Raw genomic sequence first — 24653 nt, forward strand, 5'->3', positions numbered from 1 at the left:
TCTTTGGCAATAACATCACCATAAATGGTAAATGTTTCAGTAAGATTATTAACATTTTCTCTAAGCTAAAACACATTTAGTTGGCATCATTAAAATTCATTAAATTTTTGTAAGGTGCGCCGGAAAGCCTGCCCAGCGTATGCAAGTTAAATGTGGAACAGCTTATCAAGTTTGACAACTTGTCTTTTGACAGAGAGCGCAACTTCACTTAAAGTGCCCCACTAGAGGAGTGCTGAGTACTGAGTACTGAGCAAAAAAGAGAAAAACAATTTCTTCTTAATTCTTCAAAATCTTTATTTTGACACTCAGGATTCATGACTCAGAACTCAGGACTTTTCTTATGGTAGATTTATTGCCGATCGCAATCCTGGGGTTCCTGGGTAGTTTTGGTCATTGCTTTGGCATGTGTGGCCCCCTAACAGTGGCGTTTTCTCTATCTCATCAGCCAAAAATTCCACACACAGCTTCCCGTGGACGGACATCAACCTTAGAAAAGCCCCACACTTGGCAACAGCAATTAAAATTTCATATCCTGCTAAATCTGGGACGGATGTTGAGCTATGCTCTAGTCGGCGCTGGCATTGGGGCGCTGGGTTCGGTATTGCTGCAAGGCGGACAACTAGCGGGTATTGGCAGCGACTTCCGGCGTTGGATGGCAATTATCACTGGTGTGATGCTGATTTGGTTTGGCTTAGCACAAATAAAACCGGATTTGTTGCCCCACATTCCCGTGCTACATCCTCTACTAAAAGGCAGTTTACATGATCGCCTCAGCACCGGAATGATGAAACTTTCCTTAAAAACTAAATGGTGGACACCATTGCTTTTGGGAATGACTTGGGGTTTTATGCCCTGTGGTTTTCTGTATGCTGCTCAAATTAAAGCCGCTGGAACTGGGAATTTATGGATGGGTACAGCAACTATGCTGGCTTTTGGCTTGGGAACTCTACCCACTATGTTAGGTGTCGCTGTGTCCACCTCTTTGGTAAGTAAAGACAGGCGCAGTCAGTTGTTTCGATTAGGTGGTTGGGTTACCCTCACCATCGGCGTTATCACCTTGCTGCGGACTGGCGACACAATGGTAGATTACACCGGACATGCCGCCTTATTCTGCTTAATCCTGGCGTTAATTGCGCGTCCCATTAGTGGCTTGTGGGCGTCACCACTGCGTTATCGTCGTGCTTTGGGTGTGGGAGCGTTTGTGCTTTCTGTGGCTCACACTGTTCACATGATTGCACATTCATTTCAATGGGATTTTGCTCGTTTTTCTTTCCTACCACCACAATTTCAGTGGGGGATGGCTGCGGGTGCTGTAGCATTGATATTAATGTCCCCCGCCGCTTTAACGAGTTGGGAATCATTGCAAAAATCTTGGGGCAAGCGTTGGCGACAGATTCATCTATTGGGTGTGCCAGCTTTGCTCTTGAGTGCTATCCATACTGTGTTGATTGGTTCCCATTATCTGGGTTCCTGGCAATCAACTTGGGGAAATAAATTAGCGGCAGTACTGATGGGAATTGTTACCCTCTGTGTTTTGTTAGTACGTTCCCGCTTTTTCTGGTCAAAGTTAGCCTTAGAAAAGTTTTATGTTCCCCCAACTAAATCGCGGTAAATCATTGTTATTTTCTGCCTCCATCCCAACGAGTTCAAAACAGAGGCATTACCTCAACAAAGGAACAATCAAGTATTTGTTATTCCTGAGTTGCCTAGCTATACCAATAACTAATCTTTACCCTGCTGCTGCTCATAAGGTAGAAGTCTCTGGAGATGTCGGTGGCACCCTTCACATTGAACCAAATGATAATCCTCGTGCTGGAGAACCAAGTCAAGCCTGGTTTGCCCTCACCCGCAGAGGTGGAAAGGTAATTCCCCTAGCTCAGTGCAATTGTCAATTGGCTGTTTATGCCGAACCCTACGCAGCCGGAGAGCCAGCACTCTTAGAACCAACCCTAAAAGCTGTGGCAGTTGAGCGTTATCAAGGCATCCCAGGTGCAGAAATTGTCTTTCCCAAGCCAGGCCTTTATCAGTTGGAACTGAATGGTAAACCAGCCTCAGGGGCAAGATTCAAACCTTTTGAGTTCAAATTTGAAGTTACCGTGGCAGCTGGATCTACAAATAATGCACGAAATGTCAATGGCGATCTAGTCCAGAGCGAGAATCAAAGTTTACCATTTTGGGCGATCGCTCTGCCAATCCTCGGATTTATCGCCATCTTATTTGTTGCACTGCGAGGGATGAGAGGAGGCAGCGGAGAGTAGGGAGTAGGGAGTGGAGAATGGGGCACAGGAGCAGAGGAGACAAATGCCCAATGCCCCATGCCCCATGCCCAATGCCCCATTCCCCACCTATTGATGTCGCTTTTGATGCCACTGCCACGCATGAGCCACAATATCTTTGATGGATGGATATTGAGGTTGCCAGTTTAACATTGTTCTGGCTTTTTCGGCGCTACCAATCAGAATTGGGGGATCGCCAGGACGGCGATCGCGTTCTTCAACTTTTATGCTAGCTCCTGTCACGGCCTCAGCTGCTGCAATTACTTCTCTGACAGAAAAGCCGCTACCATTACCCAAATTAAAAACTTCGCTATCGCCACCTTTTAATAAATATTCCAATCCCAAAATATGAGCATCTGCTAAGTCATTTACATGAATATAGTCACGAATACAAGTACCATCGGGTGTAGGATAATCAGTACCGAAAATTGAAATCGACTCTCGTTTGCCTAAAGCTGTCAGCAATACCAAAGGAATCAAATGTGTTTCTGGTTCGTGATCCTCACCCAGTAAACCGTCGGGATTAGCACCAGCGGCATTAAAATATCGAAAACGTACTGATTTGAAACCGTAAGCTACATCAAAATCAGTCAGAATCCGCTCCACCATCAACTTAGTAGCCCCATAAGGATTAATCGGATTTTGGGGATGGGTTTCTGGAATTGGCACGAATTCCGGTACACCATAGGTGGCACAAGTGGAAGAAAATACAAATTTATTAACAGAAGCCGTCAACATGGCCTCTAACAGCGTGAGAGTCCCAAGGACGTTATTGCGGTAATATTTGGCAGGGTCAGTTACCGACTCTCCCACGTAGGCGTATGCAGAAAAGTGCATCACCGCGCTAATATCGTGGGTTTTGAATAGGTGGTCGAGTAGAGAGCGATCGCTTGTATCGCCTACTATCAGTTCTACTTGTAAAACCTTTTCTACTAGGTCGCGATGACCGTATACCAAATTATCAAGAATGACAACGTTGTAACCCGCTTGCTTGAGAGCAAGCACTGTATGAGAGCCAATATACCCAGCTCCCCCTGTTACCAAAATCGTAGGCTTTCGAGATGACATAGTTTTTCCTTTTAAGTTCACAACTACTGAATTAATTTAACTAATTCGGTGGAATTCCCCATAGCTCAATAGATAACTATAAGAGTGGCCATGGACGGCCGAGAAATTGTCAGAGCCTATGCAGTGGCGTAGTTCACTTTACTGGTGCCACATTACTCTTCTGGAAATTTATAAATAATAGACGCAGTGTCAAAAAATTGCACTAAAATCACTACGACGGTAGTCTTTCGGTGTGAGGTTTGAGGTGTTTGAAGTCAAATGGTGCAATTACAATTTGACGATAAAATAAATCCATTTCCCGGAACCTCTAGGCTAAACCTTACGGGTTAGCCAGTTGACGCTAGTGGCTCATGGGTAGACAGTGCATTCGGTGGGTATTTTCCGACCAATAAACTGTCTTTACAAGAACCCACTGCTTGAAATCGGGAAAACCTTTCGGTAGTTCCTTGGAGGGGAACCATGACTTTGCTGGGCAATAGCCAAGTAAAAAAACTGGCACAAAAACCCCAATCTACAGGCGACTGCCTCACCACCGCACTGGCTCACCGCACCAGAAAATTTGAGAGTTAATCTATGTTTCTATTGCTAAGCCGGGTACTGCTGTGGCTGCTGATTGGCACTATCGTATATTCTCTGTTCCAGCGATTTTATCCTTCTGGAACTTTTGTAGGGCGATTAATCTTAGTCGTTATGTTGGTAATCGTAGCCCTATCGTTTCTCAACCCCAATGAACCCGCTGTGGCCTCGTTGTGGAGGATGATGTCTTTCCCACTCAAGCCTCTGGGAGCCTCTGTCTTAATGATGATTTTTGCAGCCCAGAGAATTAAAGGAGGCGGGATAGACAAACCAGGAGGATACTTAGTAGGTTGGGCACTAACGATTTTGCTATTGGCGAGTACACCAGCAGTCGCCTATTTTCTTTATAGAGCGCCTTTAGGAGCAACTGCTCTATCAACACCTGAAACACTAGTAGCTTTAGGGCAACAAACCAGCGCAGCAAACATTTCAGATGTGACGGGGAATAACATTCTTTCTTATAATTTGAGAGTGCCTCCCTACCTAATGCAAGGAAATCCTCAAGATATTCGCACACGCGGTTTACGACTTGAAGACTTTGTACCTAATGCGGAAACCTTGCAATTGACAACAAGAACTTGGGAAAGTTATCTCACTGAAATTTACAGGTTCTTGCGTGTTCAGCGGTAAGAAAGTAAAAAAGAAATACTCAAAAGGCCACAACCCACTCCCTAGTACTGCTACCCTTTAGGGAACGCAGTACTAGTGGCTGGATTAGTCTAGGCTATGATTGCCGCCAAGCAATATTCCCCAGCTGCCTTCTGGGAATAGCGGTTAATTTAGGATGATAAAGTTGCAAAATTGCTTTAATGGCAAAATCTCGAAGACTCGCTAAACTCGGTGCTTACCTTCGACCCCATTGGCGGGAAGCGTCTTTAGGCATTCTCGCTCTGTTGTCTGTTAATGCCCTTGGCGTTTATATCCCTTGGTTGATTCGTGCTGGGGTTGACAGATTATCAACATCCTTCAGCTGGAATCAAATACTACATTACGTAGTCATTATTGTATTGCTCAGTTCCGCAATGTGGCTAATGCGTATGGCGTCACGCATTTGGCTATTTGGGGTAGGGCGTCAGGTGGAATTTGACCTCAAACAACGGATTTTTGAACACTTACTGAAGCTCGAACCGTCTTATTTTGCCAGTAATACTGCTGGTGATTTGATTAGTCGGGCTACCAGTGATGTGGACAATATCAGGCGGTTGCTGGGTTTTGCCGTCTTGAGTTTGGCAAATACAGTTTTTGCCTACGCTTTAACACTGCCAGTAATGCTGGCCATTAGTGTAGATCTGACACTAGCCTCTTTGGCAGTGTACCCTTTTATGTTCTTGTTGGTGAGTTTGTTTAGCGATCGCTTACGCAAACAACAAGCAGCAGTCCAAGAGCAACTCTCTGAGATTAGCGAACTCATCCAAGAAGATATCAGTGGTATTGCTCTAATTAAAATCTATGCCCAAGAAGCCAACGAGCGTCGAGCTTTTGCCAAGAAAAATCAGCAACTATTAACTGCTAATTTGGAACTGGCAAAAAGCCGCAATACGCTTTTTCCTTTAATTGGCGGCCTAGCTAATGTCAGTTCGCTGGTAATTATTTGGCTAGGTGCGTCGCGGATGTCTTCTGGGACTTTGGAAGTCGGGGACTTTTTAGCACTCTTAATTTATGTAGAGCGTTTAGTGTTCCCCACTACTCTTTTAGGATTTACAATTAGCACCTATCAACGGGGTGAAGTTAGTATAGACCGGCTGGAATCTATTCTCAGTGTTACACCGAAAATTCAAGATACAGCCGATGCGGTAAATCTAACAATGGATGAACTCAAAGGAGAAGTGACGGCGAAAAATCTTAGCTACACTTATCCTGGTTCCGCTACTCCCGCTTTAGAAAATATTAACTTTACCATTGCTCCAGGGGAAACTGTGGCAATTGTTGGGGCAATTGGTTCGGGAAAATCTACTTTAGCCAATGCTTTGCCGCGTTTGCTGGATATTGAAGCAGAACAATTGTTTTTAGATGGGCACGATATTACTAAAATAGCCTTGGGAGATTTGCGAAGTGCGATCGCCTACGTTCCCCAAGATAGTTTTCTTTTTAGCACCACAATTAAAAATAATATCCGCTATGGTGACCCAGTTAACGAAGAAGAAAGGGTAGAGTTGGTAGCCAAACTGGCTCAAATTGATGGAGAAATTAATAATTTTTCCCAGCAATACGAAACTATAGTTGGGGAACGCGGTATTACTCTTTCTGGCGGTCAGCGCCAACGTACTGCCCTAGCTAGAGCTATGCTGGTTGATGCGCCAGTGTTAATTCTAGACGATGCCCTCTCCAGTGTAGATAATCAAACAGCTACACAAATTCTCAAAAATCTCTCCGGTGGTACTCAGAAAAAAACAGTAATTTTTATTACCCATCAATTATCTGCTGCTGCTGCTGCTGACCGAATTTTTGTCATGGAGAAGGGCAAAATCGTGCAGATGGGAAATCACTTAGAACTTGTACAACAACAAGGACTTTACAGAAATTTGTGGAGCCAGCATCAAGTTGAGGAATTACTACATTAAAATAATTCGTAATTCGTAATTCGTAACTGGGCATTTAAATTCTAATTAATTCTAGGTCATTATATATATGTCGCAGCCTGTGTATTTTACACAACTTTTTATGAAAATAGTCCTGTAGGTTTGAGCCGTCGCATATATAGTACTAATTCTAGTAATCCACAAGAAAGCAACACAATTGAGTTGGAAAGTTTAAGCGAAACAGATGCCCAAATGATTCAAAATATAGTTGATAATATTGTCAGAAAAATCTAGAAAAAACTTTTTTGATATGTTTGATGGGGTGAGTTATAAAAAAAATTATATTTTTTTACTTTGAGTTACTTTGTGTTTGGACATAATTGCACTTTGCTGAGAGAGGGCAATCATTACAAAGAGGATTTTGTGCCTTGCAAACCATCGCTCCAATATATCGAATTCACCGTACTTTAGATTCATTTTTATAGTTTAGTTGTATTGTTAAGGGTTGTTGAAACGATAGTGATTAGCGATCGCCTCTTCAATACACTTTCAGTAATTATTAATACACTAAATACTCACATACTGCGATCGCTACTGAGACTTTACATAACTTTATAAAGTTAAGATGATTTATCGTTATTATCACGTTAGTTTTGGAAAGTAGGTGGGTAGTATAAATTACCGAAAAACCTAATTTCCTATATAGCTATGTTCAAAACTAAATTATCAGAATTCCGTGCTACACCGGAATTTTATACCTTGAAGGTAGTCGATCGCCATATTGCAGCGATCGCAGCTCTCATATTAATTAGCTTGCTGAGTTCGTGGAGTGGAACGCTAGCTGTTCGCACGATCTCTAATTTCTGGGAAGGCTTTATCTGGGGAATAGCAGATCCAGTCATTAACTCAAAATGTTTAGTTGGTATTATTGCTATTGGCTTACTATCAGCTATATTTATTCGTAGCGCTTTGATAGTTGGATATTTTGTCTTAGCAGTAATTTTGGGGACTATAATTCATTTATTTGAGATAAATATACCGGAGATAGAAATAGCCATAAGTATTTCTACTATTTTCTTAGGTACAATGCTAATCAACGCAAATCATGTAAACTTTATGTTACTTGCTGTGGGAAGTATTAGTGTTGGTTTATTTCAGGGTTACATTCACGGACAATCGATTACTGGTACAGGAATAATACCTTTGGTTGCGTACATACTAGGTATAACCTTAACTCAGTTTGCAGTTACCATAAGTATTAGAGAAATTGGTATTGCGATGGGTATGGGCGAAATCAACCGAATTGTACCCCGGAAAATTAGTATTATTGGCTTTTGTTTGTGTGCGATCGCTATTGTATTTTTGAGCAATTCGATTGTCTAAATCAAGTATTTTAGTTCAATAAAATACAGTCATTCGTAGGGATGCATAGCTAACTGTGTGTCCCCGCCATCTGTTCCTGCAACTAGTAGAACTAATAAAAATTTATTGGCAAATACATATATAGTTGTTCTCGAAGTAAATCGCTTTTTGAGTCAGGAAAATTTAGACTAATTGATTTTGCCAGCGATGGCGATCGCCATAAATAAAAGGAATAAAATTAATATTCCTACAATCGCTCCTCTTAGTGTGTACTGAAACTGAAATGTAAATTGCAATTCTCAGTTTTGAGAATTGGTACTTAGAAAAATCCTGATTTATCGTCTTGCTTGATTGTTTGACGAAATGTTAAACAACAAAGGTATAATTACTTAAACTTAATAAGACTATAAACTTAGCCTTATTAAAAATATTGATTGTAACTGTAGATTGGCTCAATCTTGGTTTGATAAAATTTATAAGGAGATAAGGGTTGTATCAATTAAAGCTTAAAAACTAATAAGTATTTTTCTGGATGGTTAATTATTCTAGATATCTAATCAATAAGGTTGATTAAAAATTGCAATTCATTAAGTACTTAGAAAACTCCTATTTGATTTTTGAAAAAACTTGCTCTCAACTCAAAAAGCCTGATTCCCTGTTGCGTACTGCCTACTTACACAGAAAAATTCAAAAATCAAAGCCGAACCAGATAAGCACTTAAACACAACATTAGATAGATGCATCAAACAACAAAATCAGACATAGTGTCGGAATGATAGTGTTATCTAATGTTTGTACTGAAATTAATTATTTCAATTTAAATTAGGAATTTTACTAATATGCTTTCTCAAAATTAAGGTGGTAAAAATGATTGCAACAGGAGTTGAAGTAAAAATAAATCGTTTGGAATCTATTGTGGAACAAATTGGAGAAGCAGTACTTTCGACGACAGAAACAATCGAACGTCTCGCGGAAAGATTGGAGACTGTCAGCACACAACTCGAAGCACAAGGACACCAGGTGCAGCAACAAGGCTATCAAATTGTTGCTTTATGTGACGCAGTACAAACTCTCGCCGAATCTCAGCAAAATTCCCTGCAAAAACTCAACGATCTGACACAAACTCTAGATAGATTTATGTATTTAATTAAAGGAGATACTGATTAAAAAGATATAGCAAGGGACTGGGAACTGGTGACTAGGGACTGGGTGAAAAGTCTTTTTTTGTCTGAGTTTTATCATCTGTCGATGTCTTAACCACCTTGGCTGTTGCTATAAAAGCAAAAAGAAATATTAAGTCAATACTTCTTTTTACTTTTGCCTTTTGCCTTTTGCCTGATATCAAACTCTCAACTGAGTTACGGCGATATTGCCGGAAAAACATACATCCACATCGCTACCGGGAGTGCGATCGCGTTTGCCATACTCTCCAACATAATATAAATCATTACCTTCAATGCGATAATTCACCGGCAAAGGTTTGATACAGGGTTGGCAAAACACCATTTTAGGATCTGGTTCTCCTGGTTGCAGATGTGGCAAATTTACATTCCAAAAACATCCAGGTTCGAGGGGACGGTTGAGTAATTCCCCTAAAACTTCAGCTGTAAATTTAGCAGCCAGATCCCAATCAAAATTTTGCTTGGCTTTGCGATAGTGAGAAAAAGCAATTCCGGGAATACCGTGCATTGCTGCTTCTCGCACAGCAGCAACCGTCCCAGAAATGTAGACATCGACTCCTAAGTTACCACCAGCATTGATACCTGAAAGTACAAATTTGACATCTGGGGTAATTTGTGTTATGGCAATTCTCACACAATCAGCGGGAGTGCCCGCGATCGCATACTCAGTTTCAGAACGTCGTTGCAGGTTGATGGCACGAGTTGTGGTGACTTGATGCCCGCAGCCAGACAGATGATCCACAGGAGCCGCAACAATAGCATTTTTGCCGTTTACAGCTTTTACCAACGCTCGGATACCAGGAGCATCAATACCGTCATCATTAGTGAGAATTATAGTCATGTATTTATTTATATTGATACAAATCGAATTTATAGCAGATAAACTTTTAAGCCTATTGCCTATTGCCTGTTCCCTGTTGCCTATTCTCTGCTACTTGCAGATATCAAAAAAATCTTGTTGATTTTACCAAAAATATTCATAAGTACGATATCATTTCTAGATGGTTTGCAAATTCCGCCCTCAGCATTTGGGTTAATTCCCATAGGGGCGGTATTTCTTGCAACTAGCAGGTGTGTTAGCGTCAAGATTAATGCTTGCAGCCCCATTCATCATAAATTTGTGCAATAAAAAAATCCTGTAAAATATATATCTGCTGGTAGCAGCAGAAACTTTCTGTTGCTGAAAACTGAGAACCAGATGATTTTTACAGCGGTTCTATAGTATTTTTGGTGCAAGCCCGTCTTAGAGTTAATACGATGAAACAGATCATCAAGCAATTATTTAGCAATACAAAACATTTTGTCCGGCTAATTCTACCATTAGTGACGGTTATTTTAGCAGCGACGCTGTTTAGCGCACCTGCTTTAGCCACGGGTGTATATCAAATACCCGACCTCACATCAGGGAATGACACCTGGGTTTTAGATCGAGGTGAAGTCATCAGTCGTCTGAATGAAGGTAAGATTAGCAGCGCTTTAGAGGATTTGGCAAAACAAACCGGTAATGAAGTCAGAATCGTTACCATTCGTCACTTTGACTACGGCGAAACAGCCCAAAGTTTTACTAAAGAACTGTTTGAAAAATGGTTTCCTACTAAAGAAGCCCAAGCTAATCAAACTTTATTGGTTCTTGACACAGCAACCAACGATACCGCTATTATTACTGGCGATCGCGTTAAATCTTTGCTCACAGACTCGATTGCTGAGAGTGTAGCTAATGAAACTCTAAGTACACCCTTGCGAAAAGGCAACAAATATAACCAAGCATTTATCGATACTAGCGATCGCCTCGTTGCCGTCCTGTCAGGCAAACCCGATCCAGGGCCACCCCAAATCGCTGATGAGGTGCAGGTAGAAGGTACTTTCAAGAACGCAGAAGAAACTAAAGCTGTCCAAGGTAGTGCTACAGCTTGGGTCATAGGATTGTTAATTGCCGCCACTGTTATTCCAATGGCGACTTACTACATCTATCAGATAAATCAGCCATCATCTGATGGGTAATGACAAAGTTAGGAGTTAGGGGTTTGGAGTTAGGAGTGAGGAGTTAGGAGTGAGGAGTTAAGGGTTAGAAGTTAGGAGTTAAGAGTGAGGAGTGAGGAGTTAAGGGTTAGAAGTTAGGAGTCGTGAATTTGTAACTTTTAACTTCTAACTCCTCACTGTTAACTTTTAACTCTTCATTACTAATTCCTTACTCTTAACACCCTCCTTTTAACACTCTTAACTCCAAACTCCAAACTCTTAACTCCTCACTCCTCACTCCTAACTCCCAACTCCTAACTTCTCTTAATCTTGAACATATTCTTGTTCTGTAATTAAAGCGACTTCAGCCCTGACAAATTCTCGACCTAAATAAGCTGCATGATTTAATTGAGTGACTGGACAAGGCTGAGTTTCCTCAAAGATTTTTACGCAAAGTTCTTTGGCTGTTCTGCCACTAAAAACTGTGGTGTTAGTCCGTTCTACCTTTCCTCGTGCAGGAATTACCTTTCCCGTTTCTGGATCGACTGCTAAACCTCGTTCATCAATCGCATTTGTAAAATGCTTGGCATAAATTAGCCCTGCGTCTCTATCCAAGTAAATGATAAAATATCCACCGGGATCGAGGTCAATATGACGCTGAGAAAGGCGATCGTCAATTGCTGCTAAATCTTTAACCATTAAATCCGTAAGCATTATCAAAAGCAAATTTTTTCTTAAGAGTTTTTACACTCTATCTCAAGTGTAATTCCTATCTTCCTAAGTCTTATTGATATTTTTCAGATATTTTTGATTGCTTTTACTTAAAAGCACCTCCGATAATTTGCAATAAATTATACTTTTACTATCAAATAAACAAATTATTTTCCTACGTCAATTTACTGTAGTCGTAGCTATAAAAAAAAACTATATACTGAAATTTCAAGAAAATTTCAAAGCCCTGTTAAAGGCTTACTTACTTTAGCTTCTAATCATGAATTACATACGAAAAGTAGCGCTATTCATTGGGGTAGCAGCTACATTTGCTATGACTCCGTTTGCTGTTCAAGCTCAAACCTGCGCTAATTCCAGCCAAACACCATTGACTAAAAGCAGACTCGATCAAATCGCTACTAACCAAGGCATCCCACTATCTCAAGTTGGAATAAAATTTGAAGAGTTTGCACTGAGTACACTCAAACCAGGCGATCCAATTGCTTCTAACAAAAAACTTTTTCCCTCACCCTTAAGGCAAATAAAGGCTGGTATAGCTAATGTACAACCAGATGGAGTAGTTACGCTTGTCGTTAACTTGAGACCATTTTTTAGTTTCACCTACCCCGAAAGCGTCTTTTATGAATCAAAGGCTGTGCAAAGGACTTTACTACCTCCCAGCTATGAGCGCTATCAAATTCTTGGTCATCTGGATGCTCTCAGCAGGAGTCCTGGGGCTGTTGCGGATGAAAACCCGGCGATTGTTTTTCTCACCACATCTGATGTCAGAACAATAAGTCCTAAAACAATTGCTGAAGCTACTAATAGGGATATTGGAGTTTGGCATTCCATAGGGTGTGAGATTGTACCCCCGTTTGGTAATCTTCAGATGGGTAAAGCTGAACTATTAAATCCCATTGTGTACATCATAAAGTTAAGGGTTCCAACAGATTATGGTGGCCCTGGAACTCCTGGTAGAATTTAGAATTATATTTACCAAAATGTCAATATATTTTGTCAGAGAAGAAGGTATCCCTCTAGAGCAGCGTAGAGGAATAGAAACAATTGATAGAAATCTTGTGTTTGTTCTTGTTCGAGCATCTGTAGAACGAGTAGCGCAAGCATTTAGCACCTTAAAACAAATGAATGTCTGGGTACGTAATGCGTATGAGTGCGAAATTGAAATTCAGAATGAAAGCACTTTTGTTTTTCAGTTGCGAGGACATCCCTGGAGCTTAATTTATAAGCTATACAGATCATCAATACGAATTTACTTAACAGAAGAAGATGCTAGAAAACTTTCAGGATTTATGAATACTTCTGTTATTTACTACGCTGGCAGCGATACATCTGGCACTATTGAATATCATCTTTACACTAATGGTATTCTACAAGAAAAACTGTATTTTGAAGAAAACTTTAAATGTGAATTTCAGTCTCAGCTTCGGCAAGTTGAAGTCAGGAATATAAAAAAAGATCCATACACATTTACAATGAACTTCATCCGGGAGCAGGAAGCTTATATTCCCTGTGTAGTTGAGGTAAAAAAACTACTAGTAGGTCAACACACAACTTTACGTATCGAGGATTTGATGCTTAATGAAGTTGAACGAATGGATTACCTAGCACAACAATAAACTATTAGAATTAGGAGTAATCTAAAATGAAAATAATCACAAATTATTTGTCGATTATATTTGGCGTATGTTCTGCGTTTTTTATCTTCTCTATAATTCTTGATGTAGCCAAAGCTCAAGAACAGCCAGCGTGTCCATCGGGGCAAATCACCGATTCAAATGGTTCATGTAGTCCAAGCAGTCAAGGACAAAATTCAACAAGTATGGCAAGTGCACAAGGATTTTTCCGAAGTGGGCGTAAATTAGCTAAACAAGGTCAGTCTCAAGACGCAATTGCTGAATACACGCGAGCAATCGAGCTCGATCCTAACTATGCCGAGGCTTATTTTTATAGAGGTAATACCCTGGCTTTAGAAGGACAACCACAAAAGGGAATTGAAGATTTACAGAAAGCTGCTGCTATTTTCACTTCAAGAGGAGAATCAGAAAGAGCACAGGCAGTACAGCAACACGAAGAAATTATCCGCCGGGGCATCCAAGAGGGTGAATTTTGAGAAATGGTAGCAGAAATACCGTCTCGAACGCTAACTGTTTAATTTCACGATTTTGAAATAAGGAAAATAAGCATCTGTTTGCCGAGTAAATTTTGATTATTCGGCAAACTCTGTTACAAAATTAATTACTTTTTCTCAACTATTTTTATCACTAAATGGCAACTCTGCGTTAATCGCCTCAATCTCCTGCTGTTCGAGTTGATTGACTTCTTTAATATAGGGGCGGAGAATTTGTCCTAAACGATTATTGTAAAAGCGGTGCAGACTGTGATTGGGCATAGCAGGGAAGCCACGCCGTTTTTTATGGCGTCCACCGGCACCAGGGTCAAAAAATTGGATATTATTAGCGATCGCCCACTCAATCGGTGCATAATAACACGCATCAAAATGTAAGCAATCTATTTCTTGAAAACTTCCCCAATACCTTCCATAGAGTTTGTCATCTTTAAACAAACAAAAAGACATTCCTAAAGGATAAGAATTATCTGCTTCGCTATATGCGGCAAAAAACACAACTCGATGGCGATAATCAGTCTCTAGCTGTTCAAAAAACCGCTGTGTCAAGTACTTGCTACCCCACCAGCCAAATTTATCACAGGTGTCAGCATAAAACTCATACATCAAACGAAAGCAAGACTGAGGAATTTGATCCCCAGCCAATGGTTGCAATCGCAAACCTGCTTTTTCTACAGCTTTACGTTCCCGCTTAATATTGCGACGTTGATTGGCGTTGAATACTTGCAAGTAGTCATCAAAAGTTTTAAAACCAGAATTTTCCCAGATAAAGCTGTGGTGTAGCCAACTTGTAAAACCATGCCGTTCCAACATCGGACGCCATTGGGGATCGACGAATAGAAAATGACAACCAGAGATGCGATTTTTAGCACAAAAAGTATCAATTTCATGCACAATTATCGCTGTAATTTCATCCTCATCTTCTCCTGGGGCAATTAAAAACCGATAACCTTCAGCGGGGGTAAATGGTGTCATTCCCAGCAGTTTAGGATAATATCGTATGCCAATGCGATCGCTTAACTCTGCCCACTGATGATCGAAGACAAACTCACCAGAACTGTGTCCTTTTAGATAAAGTGGGGCAGCAGCAATGAGTGTTCTGTCTCGCCACAACGTCAAATGATTTGGTAACCAACCAGTTTTAGCCGTAGCACTATGGGAAGTTTCCAGATTATTCAGCCACTCCCACTCTAAAAATGGTGTTTTAAGTGGCATTGCCAAAGCATTCCAGGCATTTTGCGGTACTTCGGCGATTTTGTCCGTCCAAAGAACAGAATAGCGGGGCTTGAGTTGTTCCACCATCGTGTCGGTTGTTAAGGGATTGGGGGCTGGGGACTGGGGACTGGGCATGAGGTATGGGGAAAGGGAAAGGGGTATGGTTCGACAAGCTCACCAACCGGGGAAAAGGGGAAAGATTAAATTTATTCCTTTTCCCTTTAACCTTTAACCTTTCCCCCAGTCCCCAATCCCCAGTCCCCAATCCCTTAATTAGCCTAATCTAAGAAAGCTCATCGTTGCAGGCGATAGTGCAAAAATACTTCTTGATCGACTGTATTAACTTCTAGAAGTTGCAATTTGGGAGCTAAATGGGATAAAAATCCTTGTCCATCTACGGGTGTAGGTGCGTTATTACCGCCTAAAATCAGGGGACAGACAGTCAACCATAATTCATCAATTAAATCTAATTCCAGCAGGGAAGCTACTAATTGACCGCCACCCAAAACCACCAAGCGTGTTATATGTAGAGTGGCTAGATGCTTCAAAGCTGTGGAAATATCAATTTCTCCCGTTGGTGTTTCAAAAACCAGAATCTGCTCAAATTTTGGAGGATACTCCTGGGCAGAGGTTTGGGAGACGATATTTTGCTCTGGTTCCGAGAGTTTTTGTAAGTGCCGCCCTTTTGGGGAGCCAGTACCATTTTCGCCTTTCTCCAGTTGAGGCAAGTGGCCTCTAAGTGTATTTTCGCGTTTATTCCAGGAAGCAGCTCCCGCTGTCGTCGTCAGTAACCAACGTTTAACTGGTTGCTTGAAAAAGCTAATTTCCGGATTGAGGTTTCCAGAATGTGTAATCACTATATGAATTGGCTGGAGGGGTTTAACCCTTTGTGCCCGATGTTGCAATAAGTTCGGATCTGATATGGTAAGTGTTGTTCCGTAGGCACATAAAGTACCAGCACCGAATAAAACGGCATCAGAGGCAGCGATTTGTTTTTCTAAGTGTGCTTTATCAGCCCTTGAACCAAACCGAGCAGGCGATCGCCTATAATCTGCTATCTTGCCATCTGCACTCATCGCTAAAACAACTGTAGTATGAGGACGATGTTGCAGCATTCAATTACTTTCATATTTTTGGAGTTTTGCTTTAAAGTGTGTAGGTGGAAAAAAATTCCTGCCTACAAACTACTGTTTCACTATTTAACTACTGTATTCATATGCAACACAAATCGTTTTTACATCCACCGTATATAAATTTTGGTATACTACGTTTCTTTTTCTACTATAACAATTTGTTATTTTTAAACATTGAAAATCAAGTTATGATAACATGATGAAATGTCTCATTTAGCCGCTCTAAGTTGCATATCTTTGCTTTTACGGTTTGCAGATGCAAAGTGAGACAGTCGATGACTAATTCCCGCCAATCATCCTTTCGCCGAATTTTAGTAACGAGAATATTGCTGTTGTTCGTGCCAGTTTTACTAGTAGGTGAAATTGTGGCTTTGAATAAGGCACGTTCTAGCATATTGGCAACTGCCCGTCAGAATTTAACAGAAAGCGCTATTAGTAAAGCCGAGAAAACTGTAGATGCGATCGCTCTATTAAAAGCGCATTTGTTGAGTGTAAGTAAAACAACAGTAATTCCCTCAATTTTGCCGTTAGAAGAGGAAGAAATTCTTAAACAGCTTAGGCAACAACTCCCAGGGAGTATTGAGTGCGTCCAATTAACAGAACTCCTCAGTCAGAAAATAATTGCCAGCGATTGTGGTGATGAAGTAATTGGAGACTTAAAATACCCTTTGCCTAGTGACGGAATTGATGTCAAAGCAGTCTTTCCGCCAAAGTCAGGAATGACTGGAAAAAGAAACAGGCAAAATCAGCTGCAATTAGTTTTATCTGCACCAGTTAGTGATCGCCGAAAAAATTTAGTTTACAGTTTAAGTATTAAGTCAGCACTGTACCAAAAAACTACAAATCGGCCGGGATCGCTCACAGGCGCTATGGTAGTGATTGCTGAAGACGGCACAATTTTGGCCCATCCATTAACAGGTTGGGTAGGAACTAATATCGAACAGCATCCAAATGCTTCCCAACTCAAAAGCATAATCAAAAATGCAATTGCTGGACGTAACGATTCCATAAATTTATCTTTTGAGGATCGAGAATTAGTTGCCGGCTATACTGCGATCGCCAATCCACTCAGTCAGCAACACCAACAAAAATGGATAATCTTAGCTGTTACCACAGTTGATAATGCCCTTTTTGGTTTAGAAGAAATCAAACTCATCCTCATCGTTTTAACAGTTGGTTTAATTGGTGCAAGTTTATTAGCATCCCTATATCTAGCTCCTTACTTGGCAAGTCCTGTAGAAGAATTGCGAGACTACGCTCTCAATATTCACTCTCACCACGCCGCACAGCCAGTTCCCCGTAACTTCAAAATCAAAGAATTCGATCAACTAGCCCAAGCGCTAGACCAAATGGTACAACGACTCAAAGCCGGGGCAGAAGAACTAGAAACCGCTTGGAAAGAAGCAAAAAGTGCTAACCAAGTTAAAAGTCAGTTTTTGGCTACAACTTCCCACGAATTGAGAAACCCATTGAATATTATTATTAACTGTATTCGCTTGGTCGCAGATGGCTTATGTGACGACCGAGATGAAGAAGTAGAGTTTCTCAAACGTGCAGATGAAACAGCAATTCACTTGTTAGGAATTATTAATGATTTACTCGATATTTCTAAAATTGAAGCAGGCAAACTTTCAGTAGTCACAGCACCTCTTGACCTGCGACAATTATTGCTAGAGGTCATCAATTTACAATCAGTTAACGTTCAACAAAAAGGCTTGCAATTGAAATGTGAATTAGGTACTGAACCGATACCAATTAACGCAGACGCCGCAAAACTCAAGCAGGTGTTAATTAATGTTATCGGTAACGCTACTAAATTCACTGACGCTGGAAGCATTACCATTAGTACAGAAATTGAATATATTAATGGTAAATCTCAGGCAGTCGCGATCGTTAAAGATACAGGTATAGGTATCGATCCGGCTCAACAGCACAAATTGTTTCGCCCCTTTGTAATGGTGAATGGCACAACCACACGTCAATATGAAGGTACTGGACTGGGGCTGGCAATTTCACGAAACTTAATCGAACTCATGGGAGGTACCATCACCCTTGAAAGTGTGGGACTTCATCAAGGTACAACAGTTAAAATCACCTTACCTTTGATTGATATTTCCCTGTTACCTATTTCTAATAAACAGCGAAATGCAGGGGATCTTGGATTCTCCTCTGGGAACGATGGGGTAAAGGTAAGCCGTCAGCCGAGTCCACAGGAGTCTGGAAGAACTGTGGCTGTGGGAATCAACAAATCCGAGAAAGTAGGGGTAGACAAAAAGAACTCCGCGAAGCTTCAGCAGCTACCTGGTAAGGAGATTTATCAAATTAGTCTTTCGCCCCAACAGACTATCCTGCTAAGTCTTCCAAAAGGAGGGGTTTACGCAAATGGGACTTCTCAAAGGTAAGACGATTTTGGATTTGGGATTTTAGACTTCGGCTTACCTTGATTTCTCTACGCGAACCCTACTTCAACTTCCTTCGGCTCCCCTCAGCACAAGTCCGATTTTGGATTTGTTTCACACCACTTGCTGGTATTAGCGTAGCGGGACGTTATACCAATTCGCAATTCGCAATTCGCAATTAAAAAACTTAGATACAGCAAGGTTTTCAGGGTTTAAATCTGTATCACATTTTTCGTGAAATGGTATTAGTCGAGCATTCATTGAGAAAAACAGGTTTGCCGCCTTCTTTAAGAGATACTGTTAGAGCAGCAAGAATTTCTACTAACTGGGTGCCGACCCAGCCAGAAGAAACCTCTGGAGGAGTATTGTTAAGAATAGAGACAACAAAGCGATCGCAAACCCGTTGTAATGGTTCTCCTGGTTCTAATTCCAGCATCACCTGACTTTGATTTACAGGAATAAATTGGTTGCCCTGTTGTTCAAACTCTCCATGTAGCAAGGTTAGAGGCGAAGATCGCGACATTTCATCAAAAATTAAGCTGCCAAGGCTGCCTACAATCCCCAACCGTCGCTGCTTATCGGGATTCAGCCAGCACAAGTGAATATAAGCTTGAAAGTTATCTGGATATGTCAGTGTTAGCCATACTAAGTCAGCCAAACCTTGAGGCAGAGGGGCAGAGGGGCAGAGGGGCAGAGGAGAATTCATATTTTTCTTCTCCTCTGCTCCCCTGCTCCCCTGCTCCCCACCTCCTTGTAGCCACACTGTACCCGTTGCCTGTACTTTCACAGGGGACTGACCCAACCATGTGTTAAAAATAGCAATATCGTGAATTGCTAAGTCCCATAGAGCATCTACATCTTGGCGCACAGGGCCTAAATGGGTGCGGGTGGCGTAGCCATAGCGCAGATCGCCCAATTTGCCCGCTTGAACTATAGTTTGTCCCCGCTCAACTGCTGGGTGAAATAAATAGGTGTGGTCAACCATGAGTATTAAATGACGCTGCTCTGCTAACTGGCAAAGCTCTCGACATTCTATTGGGTCGAGAGTTAAGGGTTTTTCTGCCAAAACATGGTATCCCTGTTGCAGAGCGTCTTTAATTAAAGCATAGTGAGTGGTAGCCGGAGTTGCGATCGCCACTGCTGTCAGCCCTGGCACTTGCTTTAAATCCTGCCACTGTGTTGTTAATACTACATCTTGATTTAAGTTAAACTGCTGTTTTACCGCTGCCAATCTTTCTGGGTGGGGATCTACTACAGCAATAACACTTACCTGTGGGTGTGCTAAAAAATTTCTTAGTAAATGCACTCCCCAACGCCCAACTCCGATAACAGCGATTTTAATTTGATTTGTCATTTTTTATTAGTCATTAGTTATTGGGCATAGGGCATGGGAAAAGAGGAGGCAGGAGGCAGGAGGCAGAAGGCAGAAGTTTTTGAATTTTGAATTGATTTGTCTCCCTCATCTTTCCATGCCCAATGCCCCATGCCCCATGCCCAATGACAACCATCTGAATTATTAGTTTAATTCCAGTCTTTTGAGTTCAGGGTTTTTCCTGATTTGCAATTGCTAAATAAGCTACTTTAGCTGCGGCTTGTTCGGCGGTTTTGATTGAGCGTCCCTTACCTTGTCCGAGCATGTTTCCGTGTAGCCAGACTTCAGCAAGGAAACGTTCTTGATTGCGGTGGGGTTGATTGGCTTCTACAACTCGATACTCTGGTAAAACTTTAAATTGTGCCTGTGTCCATTCTTGTAGAGCAGCTTTGTAATTAAGTCTAGCTGGGTCGAGGCGAATTTCTGTTGCTAGTTGTTGAAAGTGGGGATCTAGCCAAGGGCGAATTAATTCTAAATTTTGAGTACTTAAGTAAAGCGCACCCAGAACTGCTTCAAAAGCATCTGCTAGTCGTGATTCTTGACCAACTTTATCAGCCGTAGCACTGCCAGCAACTAGTAAATATAGTTCTAAACCATACTCTCTAGCTAATTGGGCGAGAATGCGATCGCTCACCAACACCGAACGAATTGCCGCAAAGTCTCCTACTGGGCAATCTGGGTAATGTTCCCACAACACAACAGCTGATACTAGCCGTACCACCGCATCACCAACAAACTCCAACTGTTCATAATTTGCTGAGTCAGAAACAGTAGGATGAGTTAGCGCTAAGTCCAATAGTTGCCATTTGATTGGTGCTTGTGCTGGCAAACCAAATTTTTTGACTAAGCTTTCGAGTTGTCGTTGACGGCGTGGATAAACTAGGGTCATCAGTTCTTAGTCAAGAGTGATTAGTGATTAGTTATTGCTCATTCACAAATCAAGAAAGAGTCGGTAGTAAGTCGAGTCATGTCCAGATTAATGATATTACACGTATTTCAGATTACTATTTTTCAAAACGTACAAATTAATCGTAATCTTGAGCGATCAAACAGTGGTACGAGTAATATATGTAGTACATTTTTGGTACAAGTAGGCTATTAACTCAGTTTACTTAATTCCTCCATCGAAGGCGACTATCAGATTTTTCTTCCTCTGTTTTCCCTGCTTACTCAGCGATCGATTTTTTATAAAGCTTCTTCGGAGCGGGAACAGCGGAAAAAACTAGCCTCTCTGTGCGAGACGCTACGCGAACCTGGGCGAAAAATTCCTTGTATCCTGTGGTGTATAGACTTAATATTTTTATGAAGATAAGTAACAAAAATTCGTCCTTTAATAAGGAAACTAGAAGATTGAGCTAATACAGCTTAAGCGGAGCTTATACAAAATGATTTTTAGTTAGAAAATTATGTTTTTTGATAAGTAAAAATAAATCTTTTCTCAAAAAATTAGATTTTTAATTATAAATAAGGCTTCAACGATAAGTCAAATAGAAGTTTTAGTCAAAAATTTTATTTTTAAATTCTCAATCAACAAGTTTTAGTGACTCCGGGACGTTCTGGAGTAAGTAACGAACAAGTTTTATTGACTCCGGGACGTTCTGGAGTAAGTAACGAACAAGTTTTATTGACAATACTACGCCCTCATCCCCTAACCCCTTCTCCCACAGGAAAAGGGGAATTAAATCATTGGCTCCCCTCTCGCTTGGGGCTAAGGTGTACACACAAGTCTTCTAGAGTTGCGCCGCAGACTTTTGATCCCCCCAACCCCCCGATAAATTGGGGGGCAAAATCTTTCAAAGTCCTCCTTTTTAAGGAGGATAATGACGGATCTACGAGGATTTTGGTTTCCTACAGAGATGTGTGTACACTGTAGCTCGCTTGGGGGGCTGGGGGTGAGGGCAAAACCTCTTCACAAAGCGGGTTTCACGTTAAGTTGATACCAATGACAGCTCTGCGCCCCTACCCAGTGTATTTGTCGCATTCTTTTTTGAAATTGGTATTACATTTGATGAATTGGCGATCGCACAAAAACCGTACAAAAAATAATGGAGTACAAACCGAAAAAGTTTGATACTCCATTTTGAAGGAAAGAGCAGGACATAAGCCGGGTTCTGTTCTCTTACGAGGGCAGTTATCTATCTGGGACGCCTGTTACCAGACGCCTCTAGCGGCTCTTGTTGAGCGGAACTGGTAAAAGACCAACCGTAGTTCCTTTGGCCTTGCTCCCAACCGGGGTTTACCGAGCCAGCACCTCTCGATGCTGCTGGTGCGCTCTTACCGCACCTTTGCACCCTTACCAAATTTAGTTAGGAGTTATGAGTTGACAGTTAAGAATTAATAATTCCTAACTCCTAACTTTTAACTCCTAACTATTTTGGCGGTATCTTTCTGTGGCACTATCCTCACGATCGCTCGCACTGGACGTTATCCAGCAAGTTTGGTCTTTCGGGAGTCCGGACTTTCCTCAAACCAGTGACTATCACGGATCTGCAACCGCCTGCGCCTACTCTCTCCCTACATCCAGTGTAATCTTGGATGGCATACTGTGTTAAGTTAGTAAGCCGATCCCAGCCATCAAAGGGGGATAAGATTTCATGTTGACTGTTGCCTTAGATGCTCTCGCCAGCTTATTACTTCTTTTTATTCCAAGGTAGGGCGTAAGTCCAAGGTAGTTTTCTGACTGTGAAAGGACAATTGATAATGCTAATAGGAGGGAAATTAACACCGGGAGCTAAACCTACACGCACTTCAGATATTCTTAATACTAATTGCAGAGAAAAGTCTAACTCCTTTCTTCTATTTATAAAGTCGTTGTACAATTTTTTTTGCCCTTTTTGCAGCCCATTGATATCAATTAGTGGCTTTTTAGCTGAGTAGGTTCCAGTTGCTTGATCGCGCTGCAAAACATCTTCTGCTGTCACTGTTTCGGAAAGTGTTTTCTTGGGGGCAATCAAGCTAGGGCTTTGGGGTACAGCTAAGTCGCGGGTTAAGTCTGGTGATTTGCGAATTACTCGACGCGATTGTTTGCTATGTTCAACTACCAAAGAGCTATTGTCCCAATCAACGTATACGGCGATATTCTCAGATTTATTTTCAATACTCAGCGATAAATCTTTGAGGTCGTCAATTGGGTATGAAGATTTGAATTTAAAGGAAATCCCAATTTTGTCGTCGAGATTTTGTTCTTTTAGCTGATCGTCAACAGTTCCTTTTTTAAACTCAAATTTAATTTGGTCGTCGATGGATTCAACCATCCGGTTAAAAACATAAGAGACAACAATAATATAAATCGTCAAAATTATTAAATTCTGGTCGCTACTCCTCATAATTCTAAAATATTAACTCCCGTACTAATGAATGTATATTCCACTGGGCGATCGCCTGCAATATTTAATCACGTTTAACTGGGACAGAATTTTGCAGCCAGCCTCGTTGCCAAAAAAAGCATACTAAACCAAGTGCGATCGCTAACATTAATGCCCAACACATTGGGTAACCCCAATACCAATTCAATTCAGGCATATTATATGGTGATTTCTCGGTATTGAAATTCATACCATATATTCCGGCAACAAAAGTCAATGGAATAAAAATTGACGAAACCACTGTTAACACTTTCATGATTTCATTCATTTTGTTGCTCACCGCTGAAAGATATACATCCATTAATCCAGATGCTAGTTCTCGGTAAGTTTCCACCATATCCATGACTTGCACTGCATGGTCATAACAATCTCGCAGGTAAATTCGCACATCTTCGCTAACCAGATCGCTGCCATCACGAATCAACGAATTAATTGCATCTCGCTGTGGCCAGATAGCACGACGTAATTGTAGTAATTCTCGCCTAATTTGATAAATACTTTGTAGTGTTTGCGGAGTCGGTTTAACTATTACTTCCTCTTCTAATTCTTCGATTCGCTCGCCATAAAGTTCTAGTACTGGAAAATAGCCATCAATAATGGCATCTAACAGAGCATAAGCTAAATAATCGGCTTTTTGAGTACGGATGATCCCTTTGCCTTTTTCAATTCGCGATCGCACTGGTTCAAAGCAATCATGCTCTGGTTCTTCTTGGACTGTGAGCAAATAATTTTTACCCAATATCAAACTCACTTGTTCGCTATAAAAACCACATGTTTTTTCCTTTGGTACTACCATGCGAGAAATGAAAAGTAATTGGTCTTCATAATCCTCTGTTTTCGGACGCTCTGGTACATTGACCACATCTTCTAAAACAAGAGGATGTAAATCAAAAACTCGACCCAATCTTTGTAATATATCTTGACTACCTAAACCTTGTACGTCTACCCAAGAAACGCTTTCCATCTCTAGATATGGAATACATTCTTCTGGAGTTGCTATTTGTTCGCGAATAAAATTCGTCTGGCAATAGTCAATCAAGAAAATTATTGGCGGTGGAGCGTCTGCATCAATAAAAATCGTTCCCGGTACAGTTCCAGGTTGGTGATGGAACTCCTCTTCAAATGCTTTTGTTACTACTTTCAGAGCGCGGCGCAATTTTCGTGGCATGAAATATTACCTAATAGTCATTGGTCATTGGTCATTAGCGAATAACAGAGGGCAAATGACATACACGTTATTTTACAAAAATTAATAAAAAGGTGGTAATTTCTAAATTCTGTAATTATTTACGTAGCTCATATGAGCATCAGCATTTTGTTAGTAGTCAGTTGTATTTACCACTAATTACTGAAACTTGCATAATTAATACC

The 24653-nt window shown here is 41.1% G+C and carries 20 protein-coding genes and 1 other RNA gene; 11 read left to right on the forward strand and 10 right to left on the reverse strand.

The window, feature by feature from the left end; genetic code table 11:
* Positions 1-340: 340 nt before the first annotated feature.
* Both H6H03_RS03655 and H6H03_RS03660 read left to right on the forward strand, forming a co-directional pair.
* Positions 341-1612 (forward strand): urease accessory protein UreH domain-containing protein, encoded by a 1272-nt coding sequence (locus H6H03_RS03655; RefSeq protein WP_190953772.1) that lies wholly within the window; start codon positions 341-343, stop codon positions 1610-1612.
* A complete protein-coding gene (locus H6H03_RS03660; RefSeq protein WP_190953773.1) occupies positions 1587-2258 on the forward strand; it encodes a hypothetical protein in 672 nt (223 codons plus the stop codon). The genes H6H03_RS03655 and H6H03_RS03660 overlap by 26 nt, the downstream gene beginning before the upstream one ends.
* 87 nt (positions 2259-2345) lie before the next feature.
* Here the strand turns inward: H6H03_RS03660 and galE are convergent, their stop codons facing one another.
* Positions 2346-3344, reverse strand: coding sequence for a UDP-glucose 4-epimerase GalE (gene galE, locus H6H03_RS03665; protein ID WP_190953774.1), 999 nt, complete (start codon positions 3342-3344; stop codon positions 2346-2348).
* Positions 3345-3917: 573 nt separating this feature from the next.
* On the opposite strand from galE, the gene H6H03_RS03670 reads away from it, so the two are divergent.
* The 4 genes from H6H03_RS03670 to H6H03_RS03685 all read left to right on the forward strand — a co-directional run bounded on the left by H6H03_RS03670 (position 3918) and on the right by H6H03_RS03685 (position 8968).
* The gene (locus H6H03_RS03670) at positions 3918-4550 is read left to right on the forward strand and encodes a hypothetical protein (RefSeq protein ID WP_190953775.1); all 633 of its coding nucleotides are present in this window, start codon (positions 3918-3920) and stop codon (positions 4548-4550) included.
* Between the two features lie 179 nt (positions 4551-4729).
* The gene (locus H6H03_RS03675; RefSeq protein ID WP_190953776.1) at positions 4730-6481 is read left to right on the forward strand and encodes an ABC transporter ATP-binding protein; all 1752 of its coding nucleotides are present in this window, start codon (positions 4730-4732) and stop codon (positions 6479-6481) included.
* 666 nt (positions 6482-7147) lie between these two features.
* Positions 7148-7822 (forward strand): HupE/UreJ family protein, encoded by a 675-nt coding sequence (locus tag H6H03_RS03680; protein WP_190953777.1) that lies wholly within the window; start codon positions 7148-7150, stop codon positions 7820-7822.
* 846 nt (positions 7823-8668) lie between these two features.
* Positions 8669-8968 (forward strand): hypothetical protein, encoded by a 300-nt coding sequence (locus tag H6H03_RS03685; RefSeq protein ID WP_190953778.1) that lies wholly within the window; start codon positions 8669-8671, stop codon positions 8966-8968.
* 174 nt (positions 8969-9142) lie between these two features.
* Here the strand turns inward: H6H03_RS03685 and surE are convergent, their stop codons facing one another.
* A complete protein-coding gene (surE, locus tag H6H03_RS03690) occupies positions 9143-9823 on the reverse strand; it encodes a 5'/3'-nucleotidase SurE (protein ID WP_190953779.1) in 681 nt (226 codons plus the stop codon).
* 416 nt (positions 9824-10239) lie between these two features.
* On the opposite strand from surE, the gene psb32 reads away from it, so the two are divergent.
* Positions 10240-10983 (forward strand): photosystem II repair protein Psb32, encoded by a 744-nt coding sequence (gene psb32, locus H6H03_RS03695; RefSeq protein ID WP_190953780.1) that lies wholly within the window; start codon positions 10240-10242, stop codon positions 10981-10983.
* Positions 10984-11265: 282 nt separating this feature from the next.
* Here the strand turns inward: psb32 and H6H03_RS03700 are convergent, their stop codons facing one another.
* Entirely contained in the window at positions 11266-11655 is a 390-nt protein-coding gene (locus H6H03_RS03700; protein ID WP_190953781.1) for a DUF4346 domain-containing protein, read from the reverse strand.
* Between the two features lie 277 nt (positions 11656-11932).
* Between H6H03_RS03700 and H6H03_RS03705 the strand changes: the two genes are divergently transcribed.
* The 3 genes from H6H03_RS03705 to H6H03_RS03715 are packed head-to-tail and all read left to right on the forward strand — an operon-like array spanning position 11933 to position 13783.
* Positions 11933-12637 carry a hypothetical protein gene (locus tag H6H03_RS03705; RefSeq protein WP_190953782.1) on the forward strand — a complete coding sequence of 235 codons (705 nt, stop codon included), beginning with the start codon at positions 11933-11935 and terminating at the stop codon, positions 12635-12637.
* Complete coding sequence (locus H6H03_RS03710; RefSeq protein ID WP_190953783.1) at positions 12606-13289, forward strand: hypothetical protein; 684 nt, start codon at positions 12606-12608, stop codon at positions 13287-13289. Before H6H03_RS03705 ends, H6H03_RS03710 begins: the two co-directional genes overlap by 32 nt.
* A 26-nt stretch (positions 13290-13315) precedes the next feature.
* Positions 13316-13783, forward strand: coding sequence for a tetratricopeptide repeat protein (locus tag H6H03_RS03715; RefSeq protein ID WP_190953784.1), 468 nt, complete (start codon positions 13316-13318; stop codon positions 13781-13783).
* A 135-nt stretch (positions 13784-13918) separates the two neighbouring features.
* On the opposite strand, the gene H6H03_RS03720 is transcribed toward H6H03_RS03715, so the two are convergent.
* Positions 13919-15100, reverse strand: coding sequence for a GNAT family N-acetyltransferase (locus tag H6H03_RS03720; RefSeq protein ID WP_190953832.1), 1182 nt, complete (start codon positions 15098-15100; stop codon positions 13919-13921).
* A 206-nt stretch (positions 15101-15306) separates the two neighbouring features.
* The gene (locus tag H6H03_RS03725; RefSeq protein WP_190953785.1) at positions 15307-16128 is read right to left on the reverse strand and encodes a RibD family protein; all 822 of its coding nucleotides are present in this window, start codon (positions 16126-16128) and stop codon (positions 15307-15309) included.
* A gap of 293 nt (positions 16129-16421) precedes the next feature.
* Between H6H03_RS03725 and H6H03_RS03730 the strand changes: the two genes are divergently transcribed.
* Positions 16422-18548, forward strand: coding sequence for an ATP-binding protein (locus tag H6H03_RS03730; RefSeq protein WP_190953786.1), 2127 nt, complete (start codon positions 16422-16424; stop codon positions 18546-18548).
* A 220-nt stretch (positions 18549-18768) separates the two neighbouring features.
* On the opposite strand, the gene H6H03_RS03735 is transcribed toward H6H03_RS03730, so the two are convergent.
* The 5 genes from H6H03_RS03735 to corA all read right to left on the reverse strand — a co-directional run bounded on the left by H6H03_RS03735 (position 18769) and on the right by corA (position 24450).
* Entirely contained in the window at positions 18769-19899 is a 1131-nt protein-coding gene (locus H6H03_RS03735) for a Gfo/Idh/MocA family protein (protein ID WP_190953787.1), read from the reverse strand.
* 187 nt (positions 19900-20086) lie between these two features.
* The gene (gene rnc / locus H6H03_RS03740) at positions 20087-20806 is read right to left on the reverse strand and encodes a ribonuclease III (protein ID WP_190953788.1); all 720 of its coding nucleotides are present in this window, start codon (positions 20804-20806) and stop codon (positions 20087-20089) included.
* A gap of 1196 nt (positions 20807-22002) precedes the next feature.
* An RNA gene (gene rnpB, locus H6H03_RS03745) (RNase P RNA component class A) lies at positions 22003-22427 on the reverse strand.
* Between the two features lie 120 nt (positions 22428-22547).
* A complete protein-coding gene (locus H6H03_RS03750) occupies positions 22548-23243 on the reverse strand; it encodes a hypothetical protein (protein WP_190953789.1) in 696 nt (231 codons plus the stop codon).
* Positions 23244-23307: 64 nt separating this feature from the next.
* On the reverse strand, positions 23308-24450 hold the full coding sequence (gene corA, locus H6H03_RS03755) for a magnesium/cobalt transporter CorA (protein ID WP_190953790.1): 1143 nt from the start codon (positions 24448-24450) through the stop codon (positions 23308-23310).
* Positions 24451-24653 lie beyond the last annotated feature (203 nt).

The sequence above is a fragment of the Nostoc paludosum FACHB-159 genome (assembly GCF_014698835.1).
GTDB lineage: Bacteria > Cyanobacteriota > Cyanobacteriia > Cyanobacteriales > Nostocaceae > Nostoc > Nostoc paludosum.

Coding starts and splice junctions, on each gene's coding strand:
- H6H03_RS03700 (WP_190953781.1), bottom strand. CDS start 11,655: ATGCTTACGGATTTAATGGTTAAAGATTTAGCAGCAATTGACGATCGC.
- rnc (WP_190953788.1), bottom strand. CDS start 20,806: ATGACCCTAGTTTATCCACGCCGTCAACGACAACTCGAAAGCTTAGTC.
- H6H03_RS03730 (WP_190953786.1), top strand. CDS start 16,422: ATGACTAATTCCCGCCAATCATCCTTTCGCCGAATTTTAGTAACGAGA.
- H6H03_RS03660 (WP_190953773.1), top strand. CDS start 1,587: ATGTTCCCCCAACTAAATCGCGGTAAATCATTGTTATTTTCTGCCTCC.
- H6H03_RS03710 (WP_190953783.1), top strand. CDS start 12,606: ATGGTGGCCCTGGAACTCCTGGTAGAATTTAGAATTATATTTACCAAA.
- H6H03_RS03655 (WP_190953772.1), top strand. CDS start 341: ATGGTAGATTTATTGCCGATCGCAATCCTGGGGTTCCTGGGTAGTTTT.
- H6H03_RS03715 (WP_190953784.1), top strand. CDS start 13,316: ATGAAAATAATCACAAATTATTTGTCGATTATATTTGGCGTATGTTCT.
- H6H03_RS03750 (WP_190953789.1), bottom strand. CDS start 23,243: ATGAGGAGTAGCGACCAGAATTTAATAATTTTGACGATTTATATTATT.
- H6H03_RS03670 (WP_190953775.1), top strand. CDS start 3,918: ATGTTTCTATTGCTAAGCCGGGTACTGCTGTGGCTGCTGATTGGCACT.
- galE (WP_190953774.1), bottom strand. CDS start 3,344: ATGTCATCTCGAAAGCCTACGATTTTGGTAACAGGGGGAGCTGGGTAT.
- H6H03_RS03680 (WP_190953777.1), top strand. CDS start 7,148: ATGTTCAAAACTAAATTATCAGAATTCCGTGCTACACCGGAATTTTAT.
- H6H03_RS03675 (WP_190953776.1), top strand. CDS start 4,730: ATGGCAAAATCTCGAAGACTCGCTAAACTCGGTGCTTACCTTCGACCC.
- surE (WP_190953779.1), bottom strand. CDS start 9,823: ATGACTATAATTCTCACTAATGATGACGGTATTGATGCTCCTGGTATC.
- H6H03_RS03735 (WP_190953787.1), bottom strand. CDS start 19,899: ATGACAAATCAAATTAAAATCGCTGTTATCGGAGTTGGGCGTTGGGGA.
- H6H03_RS03685 (WP_190953778.1), top strand. CDS start 8,669: ATGATTGCAACAGGAGTTGAAGTAAAAATAAATCGTTTGGAATCTATT.
- psb32 (WP_190953780.1), top strand. CDS start 10,240: ATGAAACAGATCATCAAGCAATTATTTAGCAATACAAAACATTTTGTC.
- H6H03_RS03720 (WP_190953832.1), bottom strand. CDS start 15,100: ATGGTGGAACAACTCAAGCCCCGCTATTCTGTTCTTTGGACGGACAAA.
- corA (WP_190953790.1), bottom strand. CDS start 24,450: ATGCCACGAAAATTGCGCCGCGCTCTGAAAGTAGTAACAAAAGCATTT.
- H6H03_RS03725 (WP_190953785.1), bottom strand. CDS start 16,128: ATGCTGCAACATCGTCCTCATACTACAGTTGTTTTAGCGATGAGTGCA.
- H6H03_RS03705 (WP_190953782.1), top strand. CDS start 11,933: ATGAATTACATACGAAAAGTAGCGCTATTCATTGGGGTAGCAGCTACA.